Source organism: Streptomyces sp. NPDC051172, assembly GCF_040682555.1.
Classification (GTDB): Bacteria; Actinomycetota; Actinomycetes; order Streptomycetales; family Streptomycetaceae; genus Streptomyces.
Genome location: NZ_JBFBBE010000145.1, coordinates 1 through 21,071 on the forward strand (window position 1 = coordinate 1; position 21,071 = coordinate 21,071).

Annotated in this window: 12 protein-coding genes and 1 pseudogene; 4 read left to right on the forward strand and 9 right to left on the reverse strand. The window is 71.4% G+C overall.

What is annotated here, in order from left to right; genetic code table 11:
* Positions 1 to 457: 457 nt before the first annotated feature.
* Positions 458 to 1,447, reverse strand: coding sequence for a winged helix-turn-helix domain-containing protein (locus AB0N07_RS44145; protein ID WP_365845420.1), 990 nt, complete (start codon positions 1,445 to 1,447; stop codon positions 458 to 460).
* Between the two features lie 274 nt (positions 1,448 to 1,721).
* Between AB0N07_RS44145 and AB0N07_RS44150 the strand changes: the two genes are divergently transcribed.
* Positions 1,722 to 3,113: an alpha/beta fold hydrolase gene (locus AB0N07_RS44150; RefSeq protein WP_365845422.1), complete on the forward strand. Its 1,392-nt coding sequence runs from the start codon at positions 1,722 to 1,724 to the stop codon at positions 3,111 to 3,113.
* A gap of 79 nt (positions 3,114 to 3,192) precedes the next feature.
* On the opposite strand, the gene AB0N07_RS44155 is transcribed toward AB0N07_RS44150, so the two are convergent.
* From AB0N07_RS44155 to AB0N07_RS44180, 6 genes and pseudogenes are all read right to left on the reverse strand, one after another.
* A complete protein-coding gene (locus tag AB0N07_RS44155) occupies positions 3,193 to 4,191 on the reverse strand; it encodes an acetylxylan esterase (RefSeq protein ID WP_365845424.1) in 999 nt (332 codons plus the stop codon).
* 99 nt (positions 4,192 to 4,290) lie between these two features.
* Complete coding sequence (locus AB0N07_RS44160) at positions 4,291 to 6,423, reverse strand: alpha-galactosidase (RefSeq protein ID WP_365845426.1); 2,133 nt, start codon at positions 6,421 to 6,423, stop codon at positions 4,291 to 4,293.
* Positions 6,424 to 6,438: 15 nt separating this feature from the next.
* A complete protein-coding gene (locus tag AB0N07_RS44165) occupies positions 6,439 to 7,980 on the reverse strand; it encodes a beta-galactosidase (protein WP_365845428.1) in 1,542 nt (513 codons plus the stop codon).
* 47 nt (positions 7,981 to 8,027) lie between these two features.
* Positions 8,028 to 8,423, reverse strand: a pseudogene (locus AB0N07_RS44170) (beta-galactosidase); the annotation flags it as partial.
* Positions 8,424 to 8,548: 125 nt separating this feature from the next.
* The gene (locus tag AB0N07_RS44175) at positions 8,549 to 9,268 is read right to left on the reverse strand and encodes a cellulase B precursor (protein ID WP_365845430.1); all 720 of its coding nucleotides are present in this window, start codon (positions 9,266 to 9,268) and stop codon (positions 8,549 to 8,551) included.
* Positions 9,269 to 9,404: 136 nt separating this feature from the next.
* Complete coding sequence (locus AB0N07_RS44180) at positions 9,405 to 11,747, reverse strand: xyloglucanase (protein WP_365845432.1); 2,343 nt, start codon at positions 11,745 to 11,747, stop codon at positions 9,405 to 9,407.
* Positions 11,748 to 12,488: 741 nt separating this feature from the next.
* Between AB0N07_RS44180 and AB0N07_RS44185 the strand changes: the two genes are divergently transcribed.
* Positions 12,489 to 15,431, forward strand: a complete 2,943-nt coding sequence (locus AB0N07_RS44185; protein ID WP_365845434.1) for a glycoside hydrolase family 3 C-terminal domain-containing protein — start codon at positions 12,489 to 12,491, stop codon at positions 15,429 to 15,431.
* Between the two features lie 173 nt (positions 15,432 to 15,604).
* On the forward strand, positions 15,605 to 16,987 hold the full coding sequence (locus AB0N07_RS44190; protein WP_365845436.1) for a condensation domain-containing protein: 1,383 nt from the start codon (positions 15,605 to 15,607) through the stop codon (positions 16,985 to 16,987).
* A 22-nt stretch (positions 16,988 to 17,009) separates the two neighbouring features.
* Here the strand turns inward: AB0N07_RS44190 and AB0N07_RS44195 are convergent, their stop codons facing one another.
* Together AB0N07_RS44195 and AB0N07_RS44200 are read right to left on the reverse strand one after the other, a co-directional pair.
* A complete protein-coding gene (locus tag AB0N07_RS44195; RefSeq protein WP_365845438.1) occupies positions 17,010 to 18,092 on the reverse strand; it encodes an acyltransferase family protein in 1,083 nt (360 codons plus the stop codon).
* A gap of 82 nt (positions 18,093 to 18,174) precedes the next feature.
* On the reverse strand, positions 18,175 to 18,630 hold the full coding sequence (locus AB0N07_RS44200; RefSeq protein ID WP_365845440.1) for a TerB family tellurite resistance protein: 456 nt from the start codon (positions 18,628 to 18,630) through the stop codon (positions 18,175 to 18,177).
* Between the two features lie 385 nt (positions 18,631 to 19,015).
* Here AB0N07_RS44200 and fusA point away from each other — a divergent pair, with 385 nt between their 5' ends.
* The gene (fusA, locus tag AB0N07_RS44205; protein ID WP_365845442.1) at positions 19,016 to 21,058 is read left to right on the forward strand and encodes an elongation factor G; all 2,043 of its coding nucleotides are present in this window, start codon (positions 19,016 to 19,018) and stop codon (positions 21,056 to 21,058) included.
* Positions 21,059 to 21,071: the final 13 nt, after the last annotated feature.

Here is a 21,071-nt window from a genome sequence, read left to right on the forward strand (position 1 = left end):
GCACGACGGCGGAGCTCAAGCGGGTAACGGGAAGGTCGTGCCATGACTCGATCCTTTCATAAAATCGAGTCTCTATTCGAACCGGGGCGGTTCAACCCGTAGGCCGGGTGACGCAGTCGTGCGTGCACAGGCCTCCGCTCGCCCACTGGTTTTGACTGCGTTGGTGATCTCGTTGGATGGCGGAGGCCAGGAAGCATGCGTCCGCTGGATGCCGGTTCTCATGGGGAGGCAGTGAGAGCGCCCGGCTCCTGGAGCTTGAGCCGCCCCTGCGCCGGCACGAGCGTGCCCCTGCGCCGGCACGAGCGTATCGTCGGTGGTCGACTCGCCCCTCGGACAATCCTTGTAACGGCACGGACGCGAGGACCTCGACCCGACGGTCGCGGTCCTCGTTGCGTTGTCGTAGGTGATCGTGATGTCCGGCACCGTGGGCCGGAGGCGCAAACAGGGCCGAGCGTGACTACCGGCCTCCTGCTGCCAGCCGGGAACCCTCCGGGGTACGGCGGTAGAGCACCATCCGTCCGGACCGGGCACGGGTGACGAGACCCGCCCGGTGCAGGACGCCCAGGTGGTACGAGACCGTGGCGGGACTGAGGAAGTGCCGTGCCGCAAGCTGCGCGGTGGAGGCCGGCTTCGCCAGCGCTGTGAGCAGTCCGGCTCGGGTGGGGCCGAGCAGCCGGGCCAGCTCGGCGGTACGGGGCGTCGGCGCGGTGGCCCTGTCGCGCACGGGGTAGGCCACCATCGGCGGTCTTCGTCCACCCCTGACCGGGTCCACGGCCACACCCGGCCGCGGCGCCACCAGCGAGGGCACCACGACCAGCAGCGGCACGGCCAGCTCCACCGTGAACCGGCTGTCGACGCGCAGCGTGCCGTCGGCCCACCGGATGCCGGGATGCAGCGAGTTGAACAGCCCGGCCGCCCCGCGCCGGGCCAACACCCCGGCGCACCGGTCGACCTCCGTTTCCAGGACGGCCTTCGCGGCCTCCCAGTGCCGGGCGAAAGCCAGGTCCCAGTAGCGCCGCAGCTCCTGAGCGGCCTGCCGGGCGACGTGCCCACCGCCCCGGGCCATCGCCCGCCTCACCTCCGGGGGCAGTTCCGATCCGGCCAGGCCGTTGCACGGGCGGCCGTCGCGCAATGCCCGGAGTTCGCCGAGGACGCGCTCGGGCGGGGTGGAACGGACCCGCTCCAGTTCCTCCTCGACGGTGGGCGACGGCCCGGACGGATGCGGGCTGAGGAAGTCGGGTACATATCCGCCGTCGTCCAGGGCCAGCTCCGACAGCAGCGGCAGCCGCGCCCGGCGCAGCACGCTCCGGGCGCGTGCGATCCAGGGATCGGCGTCCGGGCCCGGGCTGAGGCCCGAGGGCAGCAGCGTCGCCGCGACCTCGTGCAACGGCGAGACCGCGAAACGGGAGCGGGCCAGCCCGGCGGCGTCCACGGTGAGTTCGATCAACGGCTCTTTCCCCCGGTCCCCCTGGTCTGCATGGCCCTGTCCTGCGTCCACCGTCCCTTGTCGCCCGCAGCCCCCGACCCTTCGAACCTGCTCGAATCGTGGCATGGACTCTCGCTGGAGGAGGACGGTTCGAGCAGTCTGGTGGCCGGCACCGACGAGGAGGCCGGCGCGGACACAGGTCCGTAAGCCACGGGACACGAGGCAGGGGAAGGGCACGCAGATGTGGGGGAGTACGGGGATGAGGGGAAGACGGACGGGCGCGAAGGCGCGGGGGATGCGCAGGCCCAAGGCGCTGGCGACGGTGGCGCTGGCCGCCGGCATGCTGATGCTGTCGGGGACGTGCACGTCGGCGGCGCCGGGCAGGGCGGCCGCGGCACTGGGAGGGAGCGGAGGGCTTTCCGGCGCCGCGGCCTGCCCCGGCCTGGACGGCTACACCTGCGCCACCTTGTCGGTTCCGCTCGACCACGGCGGCCGGGTGCCGGGCCGGCTGGGCCTGAAGGTCGCGATGGCGGACAACGTGAAGGCACCGAAGGGTGTCCTGCTGTTCCTGACGGGTGGTCCGGGGCAGCCAGGTGTGCCGTTCGTGGAACGGCTGAGCAAGAAGCTGGCGCCGGTGCTGAAGGACTACCGCCTCGTGATGGTCGACCAGCGCGGCACCGGCGCGGGCGCGCTGCAGTGTCCGCAGCTGCAGCAGGAGATGGGGTCGTCCGACCTCACGCCGCCCACCGCACGGGCGGTGACGGACTGCGCCGCGGCCATCGGCCCCGACCGCCGCTTCTACGGCACGACTGACACGGTCGCCGACCTGGAACTGCTGCGCCGGGCGCTGGGCGCGCGGAAGCTGACGCTCGACGGTGTCTCGTACGGGACGTACACCGCCGAACGGTACGCCCTGGCGTACCCGCGGCGCGTCGCTCGGATGGTGCTGGACTCGGTCGTACCGCAGACCGGTTACGACCCGATGGACCTCGACGCGATGCGCGCGGCGCCGCGCGTGCTGACCAGGGCCTGCGAGGCGATCGGCTGCGCCACGGACCCGGCGGCGGACCTGGCCGAGGTGGTGGCCACGTACGGCAATGGCGTCGACGTACTGGACGCCCTGACCACCTGGGAGTTCGTGGACCCGGACTACGCCGCGATGATCGACGCCCTGCACAAGGCGGCGGCCGGCGACCCCGCGCCGCTGCGGGGCCTGATCGCGGACGTACGGCAGGGGAGCGCGGCGACCGCGCAGGAGCTGAGCCAGGGGCTGCACGCCTCGACCCTGTGCCTGGACGGCCGCTACCCGTGGGGCAGCGCGGATGCGCCGGCGGCGGGACGCCAGGAGGCCCTTGAGAAGGCGGCCGCGGAGCTGACCCCGGCCGACTTCGGCCCGTTCGATGCCGCCACGGCAACGGGACTCGGCTCCATGCTGAGTTGTCTGCACTGGCCTCGCACCGCCGTGCAGCCGCTGCCGCAGCAGCACTGCCGGCTTCCGGGCGTACCGGTCCTGCTGCTCGGCGGGGACCGCGACCTGTCGACACCGCTGGAAGGGCTCTACGAGCAGAAGAGGCTGACACCGCGAGCCCGCGTCGTGGTGGTGCCGGGCGCCGCGCACTCGGTGCAGAACAGGGCGGCGAGCGACAAGGGTCGTCAGGCGGTGTTCGACTTTCTACTGGAGCGCTGACCACGGACGGCGGCCGCCGGTGCCGTTGGGGTCGTCGGCTCCGGCCCGGACACCCGCAGAGGTGACACCCCGATGGCCGTCAGCCCGTCGATGAGCCCTGCTCGGGTGCGAGGCCGCGCTCGGCGAGCCAGTCCAGTTGGACGGGCGGGTTGGAGCCGCAACCGCCGCCGTGGTCGGCGAACGGCCAGACGGTCATGGTCCGGTCCTGGCCCGCGTAGTGGTTGAAGGCCGCGTAGACGGTGGAGGGCGGGCAGATCGGATCCATCAGGCCGACGCTGAACAGGGCTGGTGCGGTGGCCCGCTGGGCGAAGTGGATGCCGTCGAAGTAGTCGAGGGTGGCGAGGGCCGGCTCCACGCGGTGGCGGCTGTGCCAGCGCAGGTAATGGGCGATTTCCGGGTAGGGGCCCTCGCCGGTGATCTGGACGGCGCGGCGGAAGTGGCACAGGAACGGTACGTCGGGCATCACCGCCGCCACCCTGTCCCCCAGGAGTCCGGCGGCGGCGAGGGCCAGTCCGCCGCCCTGGCTGGCGCCCGCGACCACGACCCGGCGGGTGTCGAGGCCGGGCAGTTCCGCGACGGCGTCCACCGCTCGCACGCAGTCGGTCATCAGGCGGCGGTAGTAGTAGTTCTCGGGCGAGTCGATGCCGCGGGTCATGAATCCCTCGACCCACTGGGTGCCGTCGCCCAGAGGCCGGTCCGGGGTGTCGTGGCCCTGGCCGCGGCTGTCGACGACGAGCTGGGCGTAACCGGCTGCGGGCCACAAGAGGTGGTCGGTGGGCAGGCCGCGGCCGCCGCTGTAGCCGATGTAGGTGACGACCACGGGCAGCGGGCCTTCGGCTCCGCGCGGGCGGAGCAGCCAGGCGGCCACCGGCTCGCCGTTCCAGCCGGGCAGGCGCAGGTCGTCCACCTCGACGGTGCGCAGCCGGAACCGGTCGGTGACACGCTCGGCCTTCACCGCTCCGCCCCGTGACCGGGCGTCGTCGAGGGTGTGCTGCCAGAAGGCGTCGAAGTCGTGCGGTGCGGTCGACGCCGGTCGGTAGCCGACGAGTTCGTCATGGCCGAAGTCGGTGAGAGGCATGGGGACTTCCTCCGGGTGGAGAGACGGTGAAGCGGCAGGGTGAGGGAATGCGAACAGCACGGGCGGCCCGCGTCGGGGCGTCCGCCGAGGTCGTCTCCGCTAGGCGCCCGTCTCCCGGCGGGCGAGGCGGAGCAGGACTGCGGCAGGGGCGCTGGGCAGGGTCAGGGAGAGGCCGCCGGTGCCGGGGTCCCAGGTGGTGGTGGCCTGGCTGGTGGACGGGTAGAGCGGGTCCGCGTGGATGTGGGAGCCGCGCAGATGGGGCAGGCGGAGGGTTGCGGAGGGCTCGGCGCCGGGGCGGCGCCAGGCGGTGAGGTAGGTGGTGGCGGGGGTGTGCAGGGCGAGGGCGATCCAGGGGGCGTCCCAGGCGGGCAGGCCGAGTGGCCAGGACGGCACTGCCTGCGGCAGATCGGCGCGGATGGCCTTGTACACGGCGACCGCTTCGTGGACCAGGGCGCGGGCCTCCGGCCGGAGTTCGGGAATACGGCCGGAGAGGTGGATGCGCCCGAGGAGGGCGCTCGCCATGGTGAAGGCGACCTCGTCGAGGGAGTCCTCCGGCTGGGGGTAGGCCCACACGGCACCCTGCTCGGGGGTGACGGCGGTGGGCGCGGAGGCCGCGATGGGCGCGTAGAGCTGGAGGTTCTGCTGGTCGCTGGTGGACTGCAGCTGCAGCCGGGACAGCAGGGCGTGGTCCCAGCGCATGCCGCCGGAGGAGCAGTTCTCCACCACGAGGTGCGGGTACCGGTCGAGGATGCCGTCGAGCCAGTCGAGGTGGGCGCGGTTGTGTCCGAGCAGGCCGGCGCCCGGCGTCTCGCCGGGGTGGGCGCTGGTGCCGGAGCCGGGGTCGATGTTGTGGTCGAGCTTGAGGTAGCCGACGCCCCACTCGCCGACCAGGCGGTCCACGACCTGGTCCAGGTGGGCGCGGGCCGCGGGGTGACGCAGGTCCAGGTGGTGCCGGCCTGTCTCCGTGACGCGGACGCCGTCGCGCCGGAAGAACGCCTCGTCGGGCAGGGACTTGGCCATGGGGCTGTGGATGCCGATCACCTCCGGCTCCAGCCACAGGCCGGGGACCATGCCGTGCTCGCGGATGCGGTCCAGCACCTCGTGGATGCCCCTCTCCCCGGGGAAGCGGGAGGCGGCCGGTTCCCAGGCGCCGACGGTGCTCCACCAGCCGCCGTCATCGTCGTCGTACCAGCCGGCGTCGATGACGAAGTATTCGGCGCCCGCCTCGGCGGCCGCGTCGACGAGTGGGAGCAGCTTGTCGGTGGTGGGATCGCCCATCAGGCAGTTCATGTAGTCGTTGAAGATGACGGGCAGGCGTCGGTGGTCGGCGTGCGGGCGGCGCCCGGCGCGGCGGTAGCGGGTCAGCGCGGCGAACGCGGCGTCGGGGCCGTCTTCGGCGCTGAAGGACAGCGCGGCGGGGACGGTGCGGAAGGCGGCCCCGGGTTCCAGGGGGTGCCGCCAGCCGTGGTGGGTGTCGGTGGGCCCGAACAGCGCCGCGTAGGCGGCCTTGTCGCGTTCGCCGCATTCCCAGCGCCAGCCTCCGCCGTTGTGCTCGATCTGCCACAGCCAGGTGCGACCGGAGCGGCGGTCCGTCAGGCCGCCCATGGGCAGGTGGCCGCAACTGGACCAGGTGCCCCGGCCGTTCAGGGCGAAGCCTGCCTTGCCGTGCCCGTAGTCCACGCGTGCGCTGAGGGCGGGTGTGGTCCGGCGCATCGGCTGTCGCTGCCAGCGGCACTCGGCCAGCCAGTCGTTCTCCGCCCACAACAGGTCCGCGGCGTCGATGGCCGCGGGCCCGCTCGGGGTGAGGCAGCCCACCACGAGAGAGCTGACCGACTCCAGGTGCAGCGTGGCCCGCCCTTCGTTGCGCAGGGTCACCTCGCTGCGCAGTGCGGGCACCCCGTTCGGCGACCGGTAGGTCACCTCGGCGGCCAACCCGGTCTCCGGGTCGTGGAGTTGGACGGTCAGCGTGTGCCAGTCGCCCTCGCGGGTCGCGTGGTGGGCCCGGTGGCGCAGCCGCCCGCCGAGGCCGGTGTCGACGAGGCGGCTGCCCGACCAGTTGCGGCCGTGGCCTGCGGCCGTCACTTCCACCAGAGGCAGGGGCGTACCGGGGTTGAGGTCCGCCGCGCCGGGCGGTCCGAGGTGTGTCAGGCGCGGGCTGCCGTCGTCATCGAGGCGGATCTTCAGCCGGAGGGCCTCGTGCCCCCAGCTGATGCTCTGCTGTTCCTTGGTCATGGTGGCCTTTCCAGGTCAGGGCTTGCGCAGCACCGCGCAGCCACCGGGCGGCACTTCGCGGGCGGTCGCACCGGTGAGCAGGTCGTGAGCGGGCTCCGGCAGGGGTAGGGCCTCGGTGCGGTGGTTGATCAGGACGTGCCATCGGCGGCCGTCGGGCGCGTGCCGGGTGACGGCTTCGACACCGGTCGGCAGATCCGGCAGCTCCGGCCCGACGCCGGACTCGACGAGCAGCCGGCGGACCAGGGCGCCGTAGTCGGTCTTCTCCAGGCGGGTCGAGAGGTACCAGCCCTGCCCGGTGCCTAAGCGGTGCCGGGTGAGCGCGGGGCCGTCCGTGAGCATGCCGTGGGTGTAGGCGGCGAGCGTCTGAGCACCCTCGGCACGCACGGACTCGCTCCAGACGGTGCCGTACGACCCGTCCGACAGGACGATCCGCTCCGTTCGCCGCAGCGGCCGGTACTCCTCGACGCGGATGCCCAGCGCCTCACGCAGCGGCCCGCCGGGATACCCGCCCAGCCGGGCGTGCAGGCGCTCGTCGACGAATCCGCTCGCGTGCTGGACGAGCAGCGTGCCACCACCCTCGACGTAACGGCGCAGGTTCTCGGCGCCCGCGTCGGACATCAGGAACAGGGCCGGGGCGATGACGAGCCGGTAGTGGTCCAACTCGTGTTCGGGATGGGCGAAGTCGACCGTGACGCCAGCGTCCCACAGGGCTCGGTGGGCCCGGCCCAGTGCCTCGTGGTAGCCGAGGTCGGGGGAGGGCAGGCCGTCCATGTCCAGCGCCCACCAGGCGTCCGAGTCGTGCAGGACGGCAACCTGGGCGGTGACCGTCGATCCCGCCAGCTCGCCGAGCCGGGCGACCGCCTCGCCGGTCTGTGTGACCTCGCGGAAGATCCGGCTGTCGGGCCCCGCGTGCGGGACCATCGCCGAGTGCCACATCTCGGCGCCGGCCCGGGACTGCCGCCACTGGAAGAAGAGGGCACCCTCCGAACCGCGGGCGATGTGCCCGAGGGTGTGGCGCAGGATCTCCCCGGGCTCCTTGGCCAGCACCCGGTCGCGGTCGTACACCGTACTGGTGCCCTGCTCCATCAGCAGCCAGGGTCTGCCGCCGGCCAGGGAGCGGGTGCGGTCGGCGTGGCAGGCGGCGTCGGCTGCGGCGTCCAGTCCGGGTGAGCCGGGGTACTGGTCGGAGCTCACGACGTCGAGTTCGCGGGCCAGGGCCCACAGGTCGATGTTCTGGTAGGCGGGGAGCATCAGGTTGGTCGTCACCGGCCGGTCGCTGTGGGCGCGGATCGCGTCGCGCTGCTCGCGGTAGGCGGCGATGACCTCGCCGGACCAGAACCGGTGGAAGTCCAGCCCCTGGCCGGGGTTCTTGTGCCACTGCGTCGTTCGCGGCGGCAGCACCTGCTCCCAGGAGGTGTAGCGCTGGCTCCAGAAGGCCGTGCCCCACGCGTCGTTGAGGGCGTCCAGCGAGCCGTGGCGGGCGCGCAGCCACACCCGGAAGGCGGCGGCCGTGTGGTCGCAGTGGCAGAGCGTGGCGTACTCGTGTGTACGTGCCACAGCGCGAGCGCGGGGTGGTCGCCGTACCGTTCGGCCAGGGCGGAGGCGATCCGGCGGGCCGCACCGCGGTAGGCGGGCGCGGTGAGGCAGTAGGTGTCGCGGCTGCCGTGGGTGAGGCGGGTTCCGTCCGGGGTGACCGGCAGCGCCTCGGGGTGGGCCAGGGTGAACCAGGGCGGCGGGGAGGCCGTCGGGGTGGCCAGGTCGACGGCCACGCCGTTCGCGTGCAGGCGTTCGATGTGGGCGTCGAGCCAGGCGAAGTCGTAACGGCCCTCCTCCGGTTCGAGCAGGGCCCAGGAGAAGACACCCAGCGTGGCCAGGTTGACCCTGGCACGGCGCATCAGTTCGTCGTCCTCCTTCCAGACCGGTTCGTCCCACTGCTCGGGGTTGTAGTCCCCGCCGAAGGCGAGACCGCCCAGGCGGTCGGTGACACTGCGTGTGGTCATGACGTGCCTCCTGCGGAGAGCCGGGCGCTGCGTACGGGCCGCCCGACCCTCCGTACGGAGAGCCGGGCGGTGCTTGCGGGCAGAGGGCGGCCGGTCACCGGTCCGCCTCTGTGTTTGTCGCGGCGTCAGAAGCCCGCTACGCCCCAGGAGGAGGCGGTGTAGCTGCCCGGCCCGAACTCCCAGCCGGCCATGATGCTGTTCAGGTACTGGTCGTTGGTGTAGTAGCCCCTGTTGATGCCCCAGTTGAAGAACGGGGTGAGGCTGCCGGACCACCAACCGGACCTGTTCGTGTCCAGGTAGCTGATGGTGTGGCTCACGCCGTCCGGCCAGTTGTACTCGTAGATGTTCCAGGTACGGCCGCCGAGGCTGACGTTGGTCGCGGTCGGGATCGCGTTGCCGCTCGCGTCATAGGCGTTGGCCAGTGGCTTGGTGTTGGACCAGTTGAGCCAGATCATCAGCTCGTTGTGGGAGTTGCGGTTGGTGGGGGCGGCGGTCGGGTCGATGAAGATGTCGTACGTGGCGTCGTAGTACGAGCCGGAGTTCGGGTACGCCGACTGGCTGAACCACGTCGTGTTGTTGGGACTGATGGCGCTGAGCTTCTTGGGGAGCGTGGTCACCGGGGACGTATAGCCCCAGTCCTTGCCGTCGACCATGGCGACGAAGCCGGTGCCGGTCGAGGAGTTGACACCCCACGAGGCATCGTTGTTGTACCACGTCGAGGCGTTGCCGCCGGTCGCGTAGTACTTGAACCAGTACGTCGATGACGCCGCCACTGCCGAGTTCGGCAGGGTGAGGACGAGAGCCAGAGCCGCGAGAAGCGCGGCCCAGCCGATACGGAATTTCATCTGCCCTCCGGAATGTGTGCTGAGTGGGGGGATCACACAGGAGAGGAGAAGTCGGTCGTCCTGCCATGGGGGGCAGGACCACGTCGGTCTCCCCTTCGGGACGGCGGGTGCGGAGCGAGGCGGCCGGAGCCGAACCTCACTTGGGGTCGCCGTACATGACTCCGCGTCCGTTGGTCCCGAAGTAGACGCGACCGTGGACCCGCGGGTCTCCGGTCATGGTGTTGCCGGTCCAGGCGTACTGGTGGCGGTCGTCGTTGATGCGGATCCAGGTCCGGCCCGCGTCGTCGGAACGGAAGATGCCGCGCACGCCGCGGATCCTGGAGCTGGTGTAGACGGCGGGGTACTCGGCACCGGGTGCGGCCTTGCCGAATCCGACGACGTCGCCCTCGTCCACCGCGTCGAACCTGGTGAAGGACGTTCCGGAGTCGGTCGACCGCCACAGCCCGTACGGTGTGGGGGTGGTGGGCTTGGTGGTGCCGCCGGCCAGCCAGATGTCGCCCTCGTGGCCCGGGACCGGCTTGAACCGGACGTTCCCCGCGACGGGCAGACCCGTGGCCGCTGTGGCCGCGAAGCTCTTGCCGCCGTCCGTGCTGAGGTAGAAGACGCCGGAGTCGTAGGCGTAGAACTTCGCCGGGTTCACCCGGTCGGAGCGCACGGGGGCCCCGGCCGGCAGCCCCTTCGAAGCCGTCCAGGTCGCGCCGTGGTCGTCGGACCAGCTCACCGGCGCACCGGCCGGTGACCAGACGATCCGCCTGCCGTCGGCGCCGATGGCGACGGCCTGGTCGTCGACTCCGGGCCCGGTGACGCCGGACGGCTCACTGCCCGACGGCTTCCAGGTGTCGCCGCTGTCGGTGGAGACGGCGAAGTGCTGGGTCCAGCCGCTGGTGGGACTGCCGACCCGCACGATGGTGCGGGGCGCCAGCTCCGCGTAGTCCAGGGCCGGCGTGGCGCCGAAGGTCGGACTGTCGTACATCTTCGTCGCCTTGTGGAAATCCGTGTGCCGGAAGCCGCCGACATCTCCCACGCCGGAGAAGAGGTGCGCCGGGCCGACGGGCGGGCTGATCACGCAGCCGATCGAGCACTCCTCCAGGCCCTGGGCCCGCACGGACAGGTGCACCTTGCCGCCGCTGTCCCAGTCGGTCAGGTTGTCGGCGCCGTAGATCGTCGCCCCGGTGCCGTACATGAAGTGGTCGGAGTCGAAGGGGTCGATCTGGACGGACTCCATCATCCAGCCCAGCTTGGGAGCCATCTCGGGCAGCGACGGCGAGGCGTTCCAGGTCAGCCACGGGGCGGCGGAGACGTCGATGTCGTAGTGCAGGGTGCGCTCGGAATTCGTGCCCGAGTCCCACGCGCGGGTCCAGCTCGCGCCGCCGTCGGTGGAGCGGAACAGGAGGCAGTCGGGGGACCACTTGACCTGGGTGGACACCATCAGGGTGGCCGGGTGCTGCCGGTCGATGGTCAGGCCGCTGTATCCGTACGTGTTGTCGTCGCTGGTGGAGGGGACCGGGCTGATGCGGGTCCAGGTGTCGGTGGCGGTGTCCAGCTTCCACACGTCGCCCTTGGAGCCGTCGTAGGGGCCGGCGGTGTTGCTGGTCGCCAGGTACAGGTGACCGCCTGCGTGGTCGAAGGCCGCGTGGTGCGGGATGTAGCCGGTGGGCTGCCCGGGGACGCGTTCCCAGGTGGCTCCCGCGTCGGTCGACCGGTACAGGATGTTGTCCTTGTCGGCGACGGTGACGTAGAGGGTCCGGGTGGCTCTGCCCGCTCTGCCGGTGCGCTTGTCGAAGACGACTTGCAGCACGCCCAGGTTGTCGCCGTTGTAGCCGCCGGTGTCGGTGGGATCGGGGACGAAGTTGCCCGCGTTGGGGAAGCCGGACACCTTCGCGAAGGTCCTGCCGTGGTCGGTGCTGCGCCACAGCCCGTGGCCACCGCGCACGCCCAGGTAGAGGATGCTGTTTCGGTGCGGGTCGATCACCAGCCGTTCGCCGATGCCCCGGCCGGGCATGTTGCCGCCCAGCCGGAACGGCAGGGGAGTGGTCTTCCAGGTGCGGCCGCGGTCGTTCGACCGCAGGATCGCCGCCGTGCTCGGGTCCCAGTCGGGAAGGGTGTAGGTGCCCGCCGCCAGGTAGACGCGGTCGGGGTCGACCTCGTCGGTGGCGACGCTGATGATGCCGGTGTGTCCGTACTCGTCCCAGCCGATCCAGTCGGTGAGGGGAATCCACCGCTTGGTCGCCGTGTCGAGGCGGTAGGCGCCGCCGATGTCGGTACGGGCGTACACCAGTCCGGCCTCGCGCTGGTTGAAGACGATCCCGGTGACGAAGCCGCCGCCGACTATCTCGGCGTTGCGGAAGGTGTAGGGCGCGCGCCGGACCGTCCCGGCCGCACGGGCGGACGCGGCGGCGGGGGTGAGCAGGGGGAGCGCGGCCGCGGCCGCGCCGGCGGCCAGCAGTCCTCGGCGGGAGAGGTGCGGGGCGTGGGACATGACCGGTCCTTGCCTTTCGGGTGCGGGTCCGTACGGGGCTAGTCCCGTCGGCACCGGTGTGGTCGGGGAGGTGCGGGCGGAGGGTGTCAGCCCGTCCGGGCCGGCCTTCGGTTCCCGGCATGCAGCCACTGCTGGGGATGGCCGCCGGGTCGGGGTACTGCTCGGGGGAGGGGCAGGGCAGCGCAGTTGCCGCCGCAGGCGGCCGACAGCGGTGAGACAGAGGCGGCGCCCGCTGCGCCGACGGCCGTTCGCGGGACGGCTCGGTGGTTCATCTCGGTGCTCATGCCGTTGCGGCCCTTCGTTTCCGTCGATCCGGCCGGCGGGCCGAAGCTGAGTCCCCCGGTGTCCTGATGCCAGGAGGGCCGAGCCGGCAGAACCGGATTCGATGCGCTTCGACGTTTCGGTGACACTAAGGCCGTGTTTCCGGCCGCGACAACGGGCCGTTCAGGTCACTTTTCGGTAACAGGCACGGTTCAGGGCGGCGGCGCGACCCGCCCTCCATGCGGCTTTACCCCAGGTGAGCTGCTCTTCTGGCGAACTTCCAGAGAGGGGCACCAGTGCTCGGACGGCTACTTGCGGCGGCTGATGACCTGTAATTGACACACGACTCAGCGTCATGTCAACGTCGAAGCGCTTCGACTCCTCGACGGTGCGATCGAAGAGAGCCGTACGCCGCCCGGTCCGCAGTCGCCCACGATTCCCACGCCTTCTCCTCCGCGCCTCCTGTAAGGGACATCTCAGGTGAGTACCGCCGCCACACGCCCCGAGCCGCCCACCACCGACCTGCCGTTCCGCGACCCCGCGCTGCCCCTCGCGCAGCGAGTCGACGACCTGCTCTCCCGTCTGACGCCGGACGAGCGCATCGAGCTTCTCTACCAGTACTCACCAGGAGTCCCACGCCTGGGACTTGCTCCCTTCAAGACCGGCACCGAAGGGCTGCACGGCGTGTCCTGGCTGGGGCCGGCCACCGTGTTCCCGCAGGCGACAGGCCTGGGAGCCACCTGGGACGAGGAACTGCTGCACGAGGTCGCCACAGCCGTGGGCACCGAGGCCCGCGCCTTCCACCAGGCCCCTTCCGAGGACGGCCACCGGCACAGCTTCCAGGTGTGGGCCCCCGTGGTGAACCTGCTGCGCGACCCCCGCTGGGGCCGCAACGAGGAGGGGTACGCGGAGGATCCGCTGCTCACCGGCCGGCTCTCCGTCAGCTACTGCCGCGGGCTGGCCGGAAACCACCCGGTCTATCTGCGGACGGCGCCACTCCTCAAGCACTTCCTCGCCTACAACAACGAGAACGAGCGCGACGTCACCTCCTCCGTGGTGCCGCCCAGGGTGCTGCACGAATACGACCTCGCCGCCTTCCGCCCGGCGATCGCGTCCGGCGCCGCCACCGGCGTCATGCCGGCCTACAACCTCGTCAACGGCCGCCCCTGCCATGTCAGTCCGCTCATCGAGACCGAGGTACGGCGCTGGGCCGAGCCCACCGGCCACGAGCTCTTCGTCTGCAGCGACGCCACCGCCGTGACCAACCTGGCCGAATCGCAGGCCTACTTCGACGACCACCCCACCTCCCACGCGGCGGCCGTACGCGCCGGCGTCGACAGCATCACCGAACAGCGCGAGGACGGCAGCATCACCCTCGGCAGACTCCGCACGGCGGTCGACCGCGGGCTGCTCACCGAGGCCGACATCGATCGCGCCGCGCGACGCCACCTGTCGATCCGCTTCCGCCTCGGCGAGTTCGATCCCGACCTCGATCCCTACGCCGGCATCCGTGACGACGTCGTGGACAGCCCCGCTCACCGTGCGCTCGCCCTGCGCGCCGCCACGGAGTCGGTGGTGCTGCTGAAGAACGACGGCGCACTGCCGCTGTCACCGGCCCCCGGCCGCCGCGTGGCGATCGTCGGCCCACTGGCGGACACCCTCTACGAGGACTGGTACAGCGGCACCATGCCGTACCGGATCACCATCGCCACCGGCCTGGGGGCGGCGCTCGGGAAGCGTGGCGCCGAAGCGGTCCGCGCGGAGGGCGTCGACCGGGTCACGCTGCGCGCCGCCTCCACCGGAGGTCTCCTGCGCGTCCCGGCGCCCGACTCCGTCGGGCCCATGGTGGCCGGTGCTCCCTCGGACGAGCAGGAGCCGGGCGACAGCGCCTGCCACGACCTGTTCGACTGGGGCGAAGGCGTACTGACCCTCCGTAACGCGCGCACGGAGCGCTACGTCACCCTCAAGGACGGCGACCTCACCCTCGCCGCCGACCAGACGCAGCCGAACGGCTGGTTCGTCCACGAGACCTTCCGCCTGGAACCCCAGCCGGACGGCACGGAACTGCTGCGCAACATCAGCAACGGCAGATACGCCGCCGTGGACCCCGCCACCGGCCGTGTCACCCTGTCCGCCGAAGCCCCCGAGAAGGCGGAACGCTGGACCCGGAGGGTCGTCAGGAACGGAATCGCCGAAGCCATCGCGGCCGCCGTCTCGGCGGACGTCGCCGTGGTCGTCCTCGGAAACGACCCGCACATCAACGGCCGTGAGACCGAGGACCGTACGGGCATCTCGCTGCCGCCCGCGCAGGAAGCGCTGCTGCGTGCCGTCGCCGCCGCGCGCCCCGATTCGGTGCTGGTCGTGATGAGCAGCTACCCGTACGCCGTCGACTGGGCGGATGAGCACCTGCCCGCCGTGGTGTGGACCTCCCACGGCGGGCAGGACACGGGCCGGGCACTCGCCGCGATCCTGCTCGGCGAGGCCGAACCCTCGGGACGGCTCCCGCAGACCTGGTACCGCGGCGACGACCCGCTGCCCGCCCGCCTCGACTACGACATCATCAGCGCCGGCTGGACGTACCAGTACCACGAGGCCGCACCCCTGTACCCCTTCGGGCACGGCCTGTCCTACACCAGCTTCGGCTATGCCGACCTGCAGCTGTCAGCCCGGGAAGCGGCGCAGGACGACACGCTGACCGTGAGCGTCGAGCTCACCAACACCGGAACGCGCCCCGGCACCGAGACCGTGCAGCTCTACACCCGCGCGCTCGCCGCCCGCCACCGCGCCCCCCGGCGCAGGCTGACGGACTTCCGCAAGGTCTCCCTCGCCCCCGGTGAACGGCGGCGGCTGGAGTTCGACGTGCCTGTTGCGGCCCTGGCACACTGGTCCGTCGCAGCGGGCGCCTTCGCCGTGGAACCGGGAGCGTACGAGATCCTGATCGGGCACTCGGCCGAAGCCGTCGCCCTTGCAGCGCCTCTCACGGTGACGGGGCCGGCTCTTCCCGTCCGCAGCCTCATCGGCGGACGACTGGAGGCCGTCGACTTCGACGAGTGGGCCGGCGGCACGCTCGTCGACGCCACCCGGGAGAGAGGGGAGGCGGTCACGCCGGCAACCGGCGAATCCCACTGCGGACTGCGCTACCGATCCGTCGACCTGGGCGGCCCGGCGGACGGACCGCGCGTCATCTCGGCCGAGGTGTCCCGCGCGACGCAGGAGGACGCGACCGTCGAGATCTACGCCGACGGCGGTCCCGGTACCGGCATCCTGCTCGCAGACCTCCGTGTCCCCGCAGGCACCGAAGGCCGGTACGACTGGCGCACCGTCAGCGCACCGATGCCGGCGGAGGTGACCGGGGTGCACGATCTGTATCTCGTTCTGCGGGGCGGTGCCCACTTGGCCGCGATCGCCGGCGGGACACGGTGAGCACCGGTGGAACGCGGTGGGACAACGGTCCGCCGCCGTGTCCCAGCCCTTCCGAGCCTTGACGCACCTGCTCCGCGCGGATTTATCCTCTGCCTGCGGATCCATCCTCCGACCGAAGACAGGACGCCCGCGCTCGGGCCGCGTCGGCGTACGGGAAGAGAGCCGAGGCGGGTATGCGACCGATCGCGCGCCATGACGTCGTCTTCGTCGCCGGCACCGCCGGAGAGCATGAACCGACCTGGTCGCAGATGGCCCACGAACGCGAGGGGTGCCACCCCCGTCTCCACGGACCCCGCAACAGGAACATACGGATGGGCCGGGCACTGGACGGCCGACCCGACATCACCGCGGTGATGCATGCCCTCGCCGCGGTCGTGGCCCACTTCGAGGCGCTGCGCACGCTGTATCCGCGTAACGCGGACGGGCACACGCGCGCGGTCGTCGTGGCTTCCGGCGTGCTCCAGGTCGACGAGTACGCCTTCGACGCCCCGGCGACCCACGACGAGCTGAGCGCGCTCACCGTCCGACTGGCCGAGCCCGGATTCGCCCCGGACGACCTGCCGTTGCGGGCCGCCGTCGTCACCGTGGACGGCGGACCCGTGCACATCGCGCTGTCACTGCACCACTTCTCGGCGGACACGACGGCCGCTCGGATCGTGGCCGAACACATAGCCCGACTGGCCGCCGATCCGGGCGCCCGCCTGGGGTCGGGGTGGCAGCCGCGGCAGATCGCGAGCTTCGAAGCCAGTCCCTCGGGGCTGCGGCACGCCCATCGTGTCGACACCCATGACCGGGCCATGCTCCGTCAGTCCGTCATGCCCGAACTCCAGGTGCCCGCGAGCCACCGGGGCGCGGTCTACAACTTCGTATGTCTCGACTCCGCGGCGGTCGCACTCGCGGCCGCCGGTCTGGCGAAGCAGTACCGGACATCCGCGGCCGCCGTGCTGCAAGCCGCATACGCGTGCGCGCTCGCCGAGCATCTCGGCATCGGCGACTGCGTGTTCAACACCGTGATGGCCAACCGGCAGACCACCTTCGCCCGCCAGGCGGTGGCCCATGTCGCAGGCAGGGCTCTCGTCCCGGTCGACTCGTCCCTGGGCAGCGACAGGTTCCCGGCGCTGTGCCGGGCCGTCGACGCGGCACTCGTCAGATCCTCCTCCGTCAGCCTGCGAGAGCCCGACCGCTACGCCAGATCGCTGGACGAGGTCTCCGCCGAACTGGGCCGCTCGGCACACAACCCGTACGTGGTCAACATTCGGCCCATAGCGCCCCGCACGCTGATCCGCGCTCGCGCGGACAGCGCGCAGCAGGACATCGAGCGAGCCATGGAATCCAGCCGTTACGGACGATTCCCCAAACCCGTCGACCCGTACTCCGGAAGGCTCTGCTTCGATGTGTGGGGGATGTCCGAGACGGCCGGAATCAGTCTCGGGACGGATGCGACGTCGTTCGACGCGACGGATCTCGAACAGATACTGCGGTCCTTCGAGAGGCGGCTGGTGGGAGCCGCGCTGGGCGCTCGTGCCGCACGGACCGGCTTCCTCGCCGGCGCGTAGCCTGGGGAGCGCGGTGCAGCGGTTACGGCCGAAACGCCCAGCTCAGTCTCGGCTCCACCGCGAAGCGGAAGACCCGCTGGACCGGCGGTGTGCACAGCGCGGTCACGATCGCGGCGGCGACGAGGGTGACGGTGATCTCGCCGATCGGACCGTGGATCCAGGTGGGGGAGTACCAGCCCCAGAACTTCGAGCCCTGGGCGACGAAGCCGTGCAACAGGTAGCCGTACAGCGTGCCCGCGCCCAAGGCGGTGAACCACAGGCGGCGACCCGGCACCCAGGCCAGGAAGCAGGCGACCAGGACCATCGAGCAGCCGAAGGTGGCCAGTGTCATCACCGGGCCGTACCAGGCGGGCGCGCCCAGCTCCTGGGCGCTGTCGCGGTGGAAGATCCAGGCTCCGGTCATCCGCGGCACCGCCCAGTACGCCGCGGCGAGCGCACAGACGAACACCGGCACGGCCAGGACGCGCACCTTCCAGCGGCGCACCAGCAGGAAGTGCTCCGGCCGCAGGCACAGACCGACCACGAAGTACGGCAGGAACTGCAGCACCCGCTGCAGATCGAGGTCGTTGCCGATGGACGGGGAGACGCTCGCCAACATCGCCACGACGAGCGCCACCGGCAACGGCCGGCGCACCTTCTGCCAGAGCGGTGTGGTCAGCCGCCAGATGAACAGCGCCACCAGGAACCACGTCAGATACAAGGGGTCCAGGAGGGTGATCGGCCGGTCCGGGACGCCGTCGGTCCAGCGGGTGAAAAGGGTGTACGCCGTCTCGAAGACGACATACGGAACGACGACGCCGGTCACGAGTCGTCTGATCTTCGCCGGGCTCGCGTCGAAACCGCGGGAGAAATAGCCGGAGATCACGATGAACGCCGGCATGTGGAAGGCGTAGACGAGGTCGTAGAGCGCGGTGACGGTCCGGCTGCCGTCCCGCAGCGGCTCCCACGCGTGACCCACCGCCACCAGCACGATCGCCAGATACTTCGCGTTGTCGAAGTAGGCGTCGCGCTGCTTCACCCGCCCTTGCTGCACACCGCGTGGGGAACCTGCGCTTTCTGATGCGTGTCTTACCTGAGTTACGGCTGTGGTCTGGGGGTGGGACATCCCACGCGCCTCACCGGTTCTGCGCGACGTAAACCACCCGGAGAGGTGAGCCAGGGGCGCCGCAGCTCAGGCAGACACCGGATCAGAGGTCGAACTCGTGCGGCGCCAGGTCGAGAGTGAAGCAGGCCTCCCGCACCACGGCCTGCTCCGTCTTGTCGAAGTCGCCGTCGGCACCGCCGATGACGATGCCGATCTGGACGACGGCCCGGGCCTCGGCGGGCTTCTTCTTCGCCTTGGCGATCTCCTGCAGCACGCTGACCTTGCCGAAGGCGAAGTCCGTCGTCAGCTTGTTCAGGTTCTCCTCGAAGCGGCGGCGCAGGTCGTCGGCGGGGAAGTTCTGCAGGACCTCGTTGGTGGCGATCAACTGGGCCACGCGCTGCCGCTCGGCCGGGTCGATGGTGCCGTCGGCGGCGGCGACCAGGGCGCACATCGCCATGCTGGCGTCGCGGAAGGCTCCGCTCTTCAGGTCGTTCTTCTTCGCCACGAGCTGGGTCTGCATCGTCGAAGCGGATTCCTTGATGCGGTCCCACAGGGCCATGAGAACTCCATGTGTTCGGTGTCGTAAGAGATCTGCAGCACCGTGGAAACTCGTGTCGGGGAGGATAAGTTCCGTCCGTTCCAGGAGAGTTCACCTGCTGCGGGCCGCCGGAAAAATCCGGTGCCCCGCCTGCTCCGCGTTCCCTACACTCGCCACGCACCGTGCGTCGCCGTGACGCGCGGAACGAGTGAGGAGGACGGCCGTGCGTCACTGCACCGATGTCGTCGTCCCCTGCTCGCAGTTCGAGGTGATCCTCGTGTCCTCGTCCGTCCGGTGCCCGCTGCGCGGCCGGTACCGGATGCCCGTGACGAACGTCTGAGCAGACCAGCCTCTCGTCCGGGAATCGCGCTGCCCTCTTTCATGACACCAGAAAGGCCAACGGGCCGTGCGCACCAACCGCAACCCCCTCGCCGTCGTCCGCAACCTCGGCATCCTCGCCCACGTCGACGCGGGCAAGACCACCGTCACCGAGCGGATCCTGTACGCCACCGGGACCACGCACCGGCGCGGTGAGGTCCACGACGGCACCACCATCACCGACTTCGATCCGCAGGAGCGCGATCGTGGGATCACCATCTTCGCCGCGGCGGTCAGCTGCGCCTGGGACGGCCATCGGATCAACCTCATCGACACCCCGGGGCATGTGGACTTCGCCGACGAGGTGGAGCGCTCGCTGCGGGTGCTCGACGGGGCGGTCGCGGTGTTCGACGCCGTCGCCGGGGTCGAGCCGCAGAGCGAGTCCGTGTGGCGGCAGGCCGACCGGCACGGGGTGCCGAGGGTCGCGTTCGTCAACAAGCTGGACCGCGCGGGCGCCGACCTCGACTCGGCCGTCGCGTCGATCCGCGCGCGGCTGCATCCGGCGCCGCTGGTCGTGCAGTTGCCGATCGGTGCGGAGGACGGGTTCCGCGGGGTCGTCGACCTCGTCCGCATGCGGGCGCTGGTCTGGGCGGACGGCGCAGACACGGCCGTGGAGAGTCCGGTGCCGGAGGAACTGCGGGACGAGTCGGCGCGGCGTCGGCGGCTGCTGGAGGAGGCGGTGGCCGAGCTGCACGGCGGTGCGCTGGAGGAGTTCTGCCTGGACGGGGTCCTCTCGCCGGAGACCCTTTCCGCCGCCCTGCGCGAGCTGACCCGCAGCGGCGAGGGCGTCGTCGTCCTGTGCGGCTCGGCGTACCGCAACCGCGGGATCGAACCGCTGCTCGACGCCGTGGTCTCGTATCTGCCCTCGCCGCTCGACGTGCCCGCCGTACAAGGCACGTTCGACGGTACGGAGCAGACGCGGGCGGCCGATCCGGCGGAGCCGTTCGCGGCGCTGGCGTTCAAGGTGAATGCCACCCCGACGGGGCGGCTGACGTACGTACGCGTGTATTCGGGAACGATCGAGAAGGGAGACGCCGTGTGGGACGCGGGCGCGCGCCGCACCGAGCGGATCGGGCGGATCCTGCGGGTGCAGGCCGAGCGGCACGCACAGGTGGACCGTGCGGTTGCCGGGGACATCGTCGCCGTGGTCGGGCTGAAGTCCGCGCGCGCCGGCTCGACCCTGTGTGCCCCCGGCGCGCCGATCGTGCTCGAACCGCCGGGTGTCGCCGAGCCGGTGGTCTCCGTGGCCGTCGAGGCCCGCAGCTCCACCGACGCCGACAAGCTGGCCTCGGCGCTCGCACGGCTGGCCGAGGAGGACCCCTCGCTCGTGGTGCGGACGGACCCCGAGACCGGCCAGACGGTGCTGTCCGGGATGGGTGAACTGCACCTGGAGGTCGCGGCGGAGAAACTCCGGCGCGCCCACGGGGTGGAGGTCAACGTCGGCCGTCCGAGGGTGAGTTACCGCGAGACGGTCGGGCGCGGGGTGTCCGGGATCGTCTTCCGGCACGTCAAACAGGACGGCGGAGCGGGCCAGTTCGCGCACGTGGTCCTCGACGTCGAGCCTCTCGACGACGGTTTCGAGTTCCGCTCGGCCGTCGTCGGCGGGCGGGTGCCGCAGGAGTACGTACGTGCGGTCGAGGCCGGCTGCCGGGACGCCCTCGCCGAGGGACCGCTCGGCGGGCACCCGGTGACCGGGCTGCGCGTGACCCTCACCGACGGGGCGACCCACGTGAAGGACTCCTCGGAGACCGCCTTCCGCACGGCGGGCAGGCACGGTCTGCGGGAGGCCCTGCGGGCCTGCACGATGGCTCTCCTGGAACCGGTCGTCGAGGTCACGGTCACCGTCCCCGAGGACGCCGTCGGCGGCGTCCTCGGCGACCTGGCCGCCCGCCGCGGCCGCGTCTCGGGCTCGACCACGCGCGGCGGCGCGGCGGTCGTCACGGCCACCGTGCCGCTGTCCGAACTCTTCGGCTACGCAACCCGCTTGCGCAGCCGAACACAGGGCCGCGGCACCTTCACGGCCCACCCCACGGGCTACGCGCCGGCGCCGACGGATACACCGGTCCGGTGACCGAGAGGGCGGC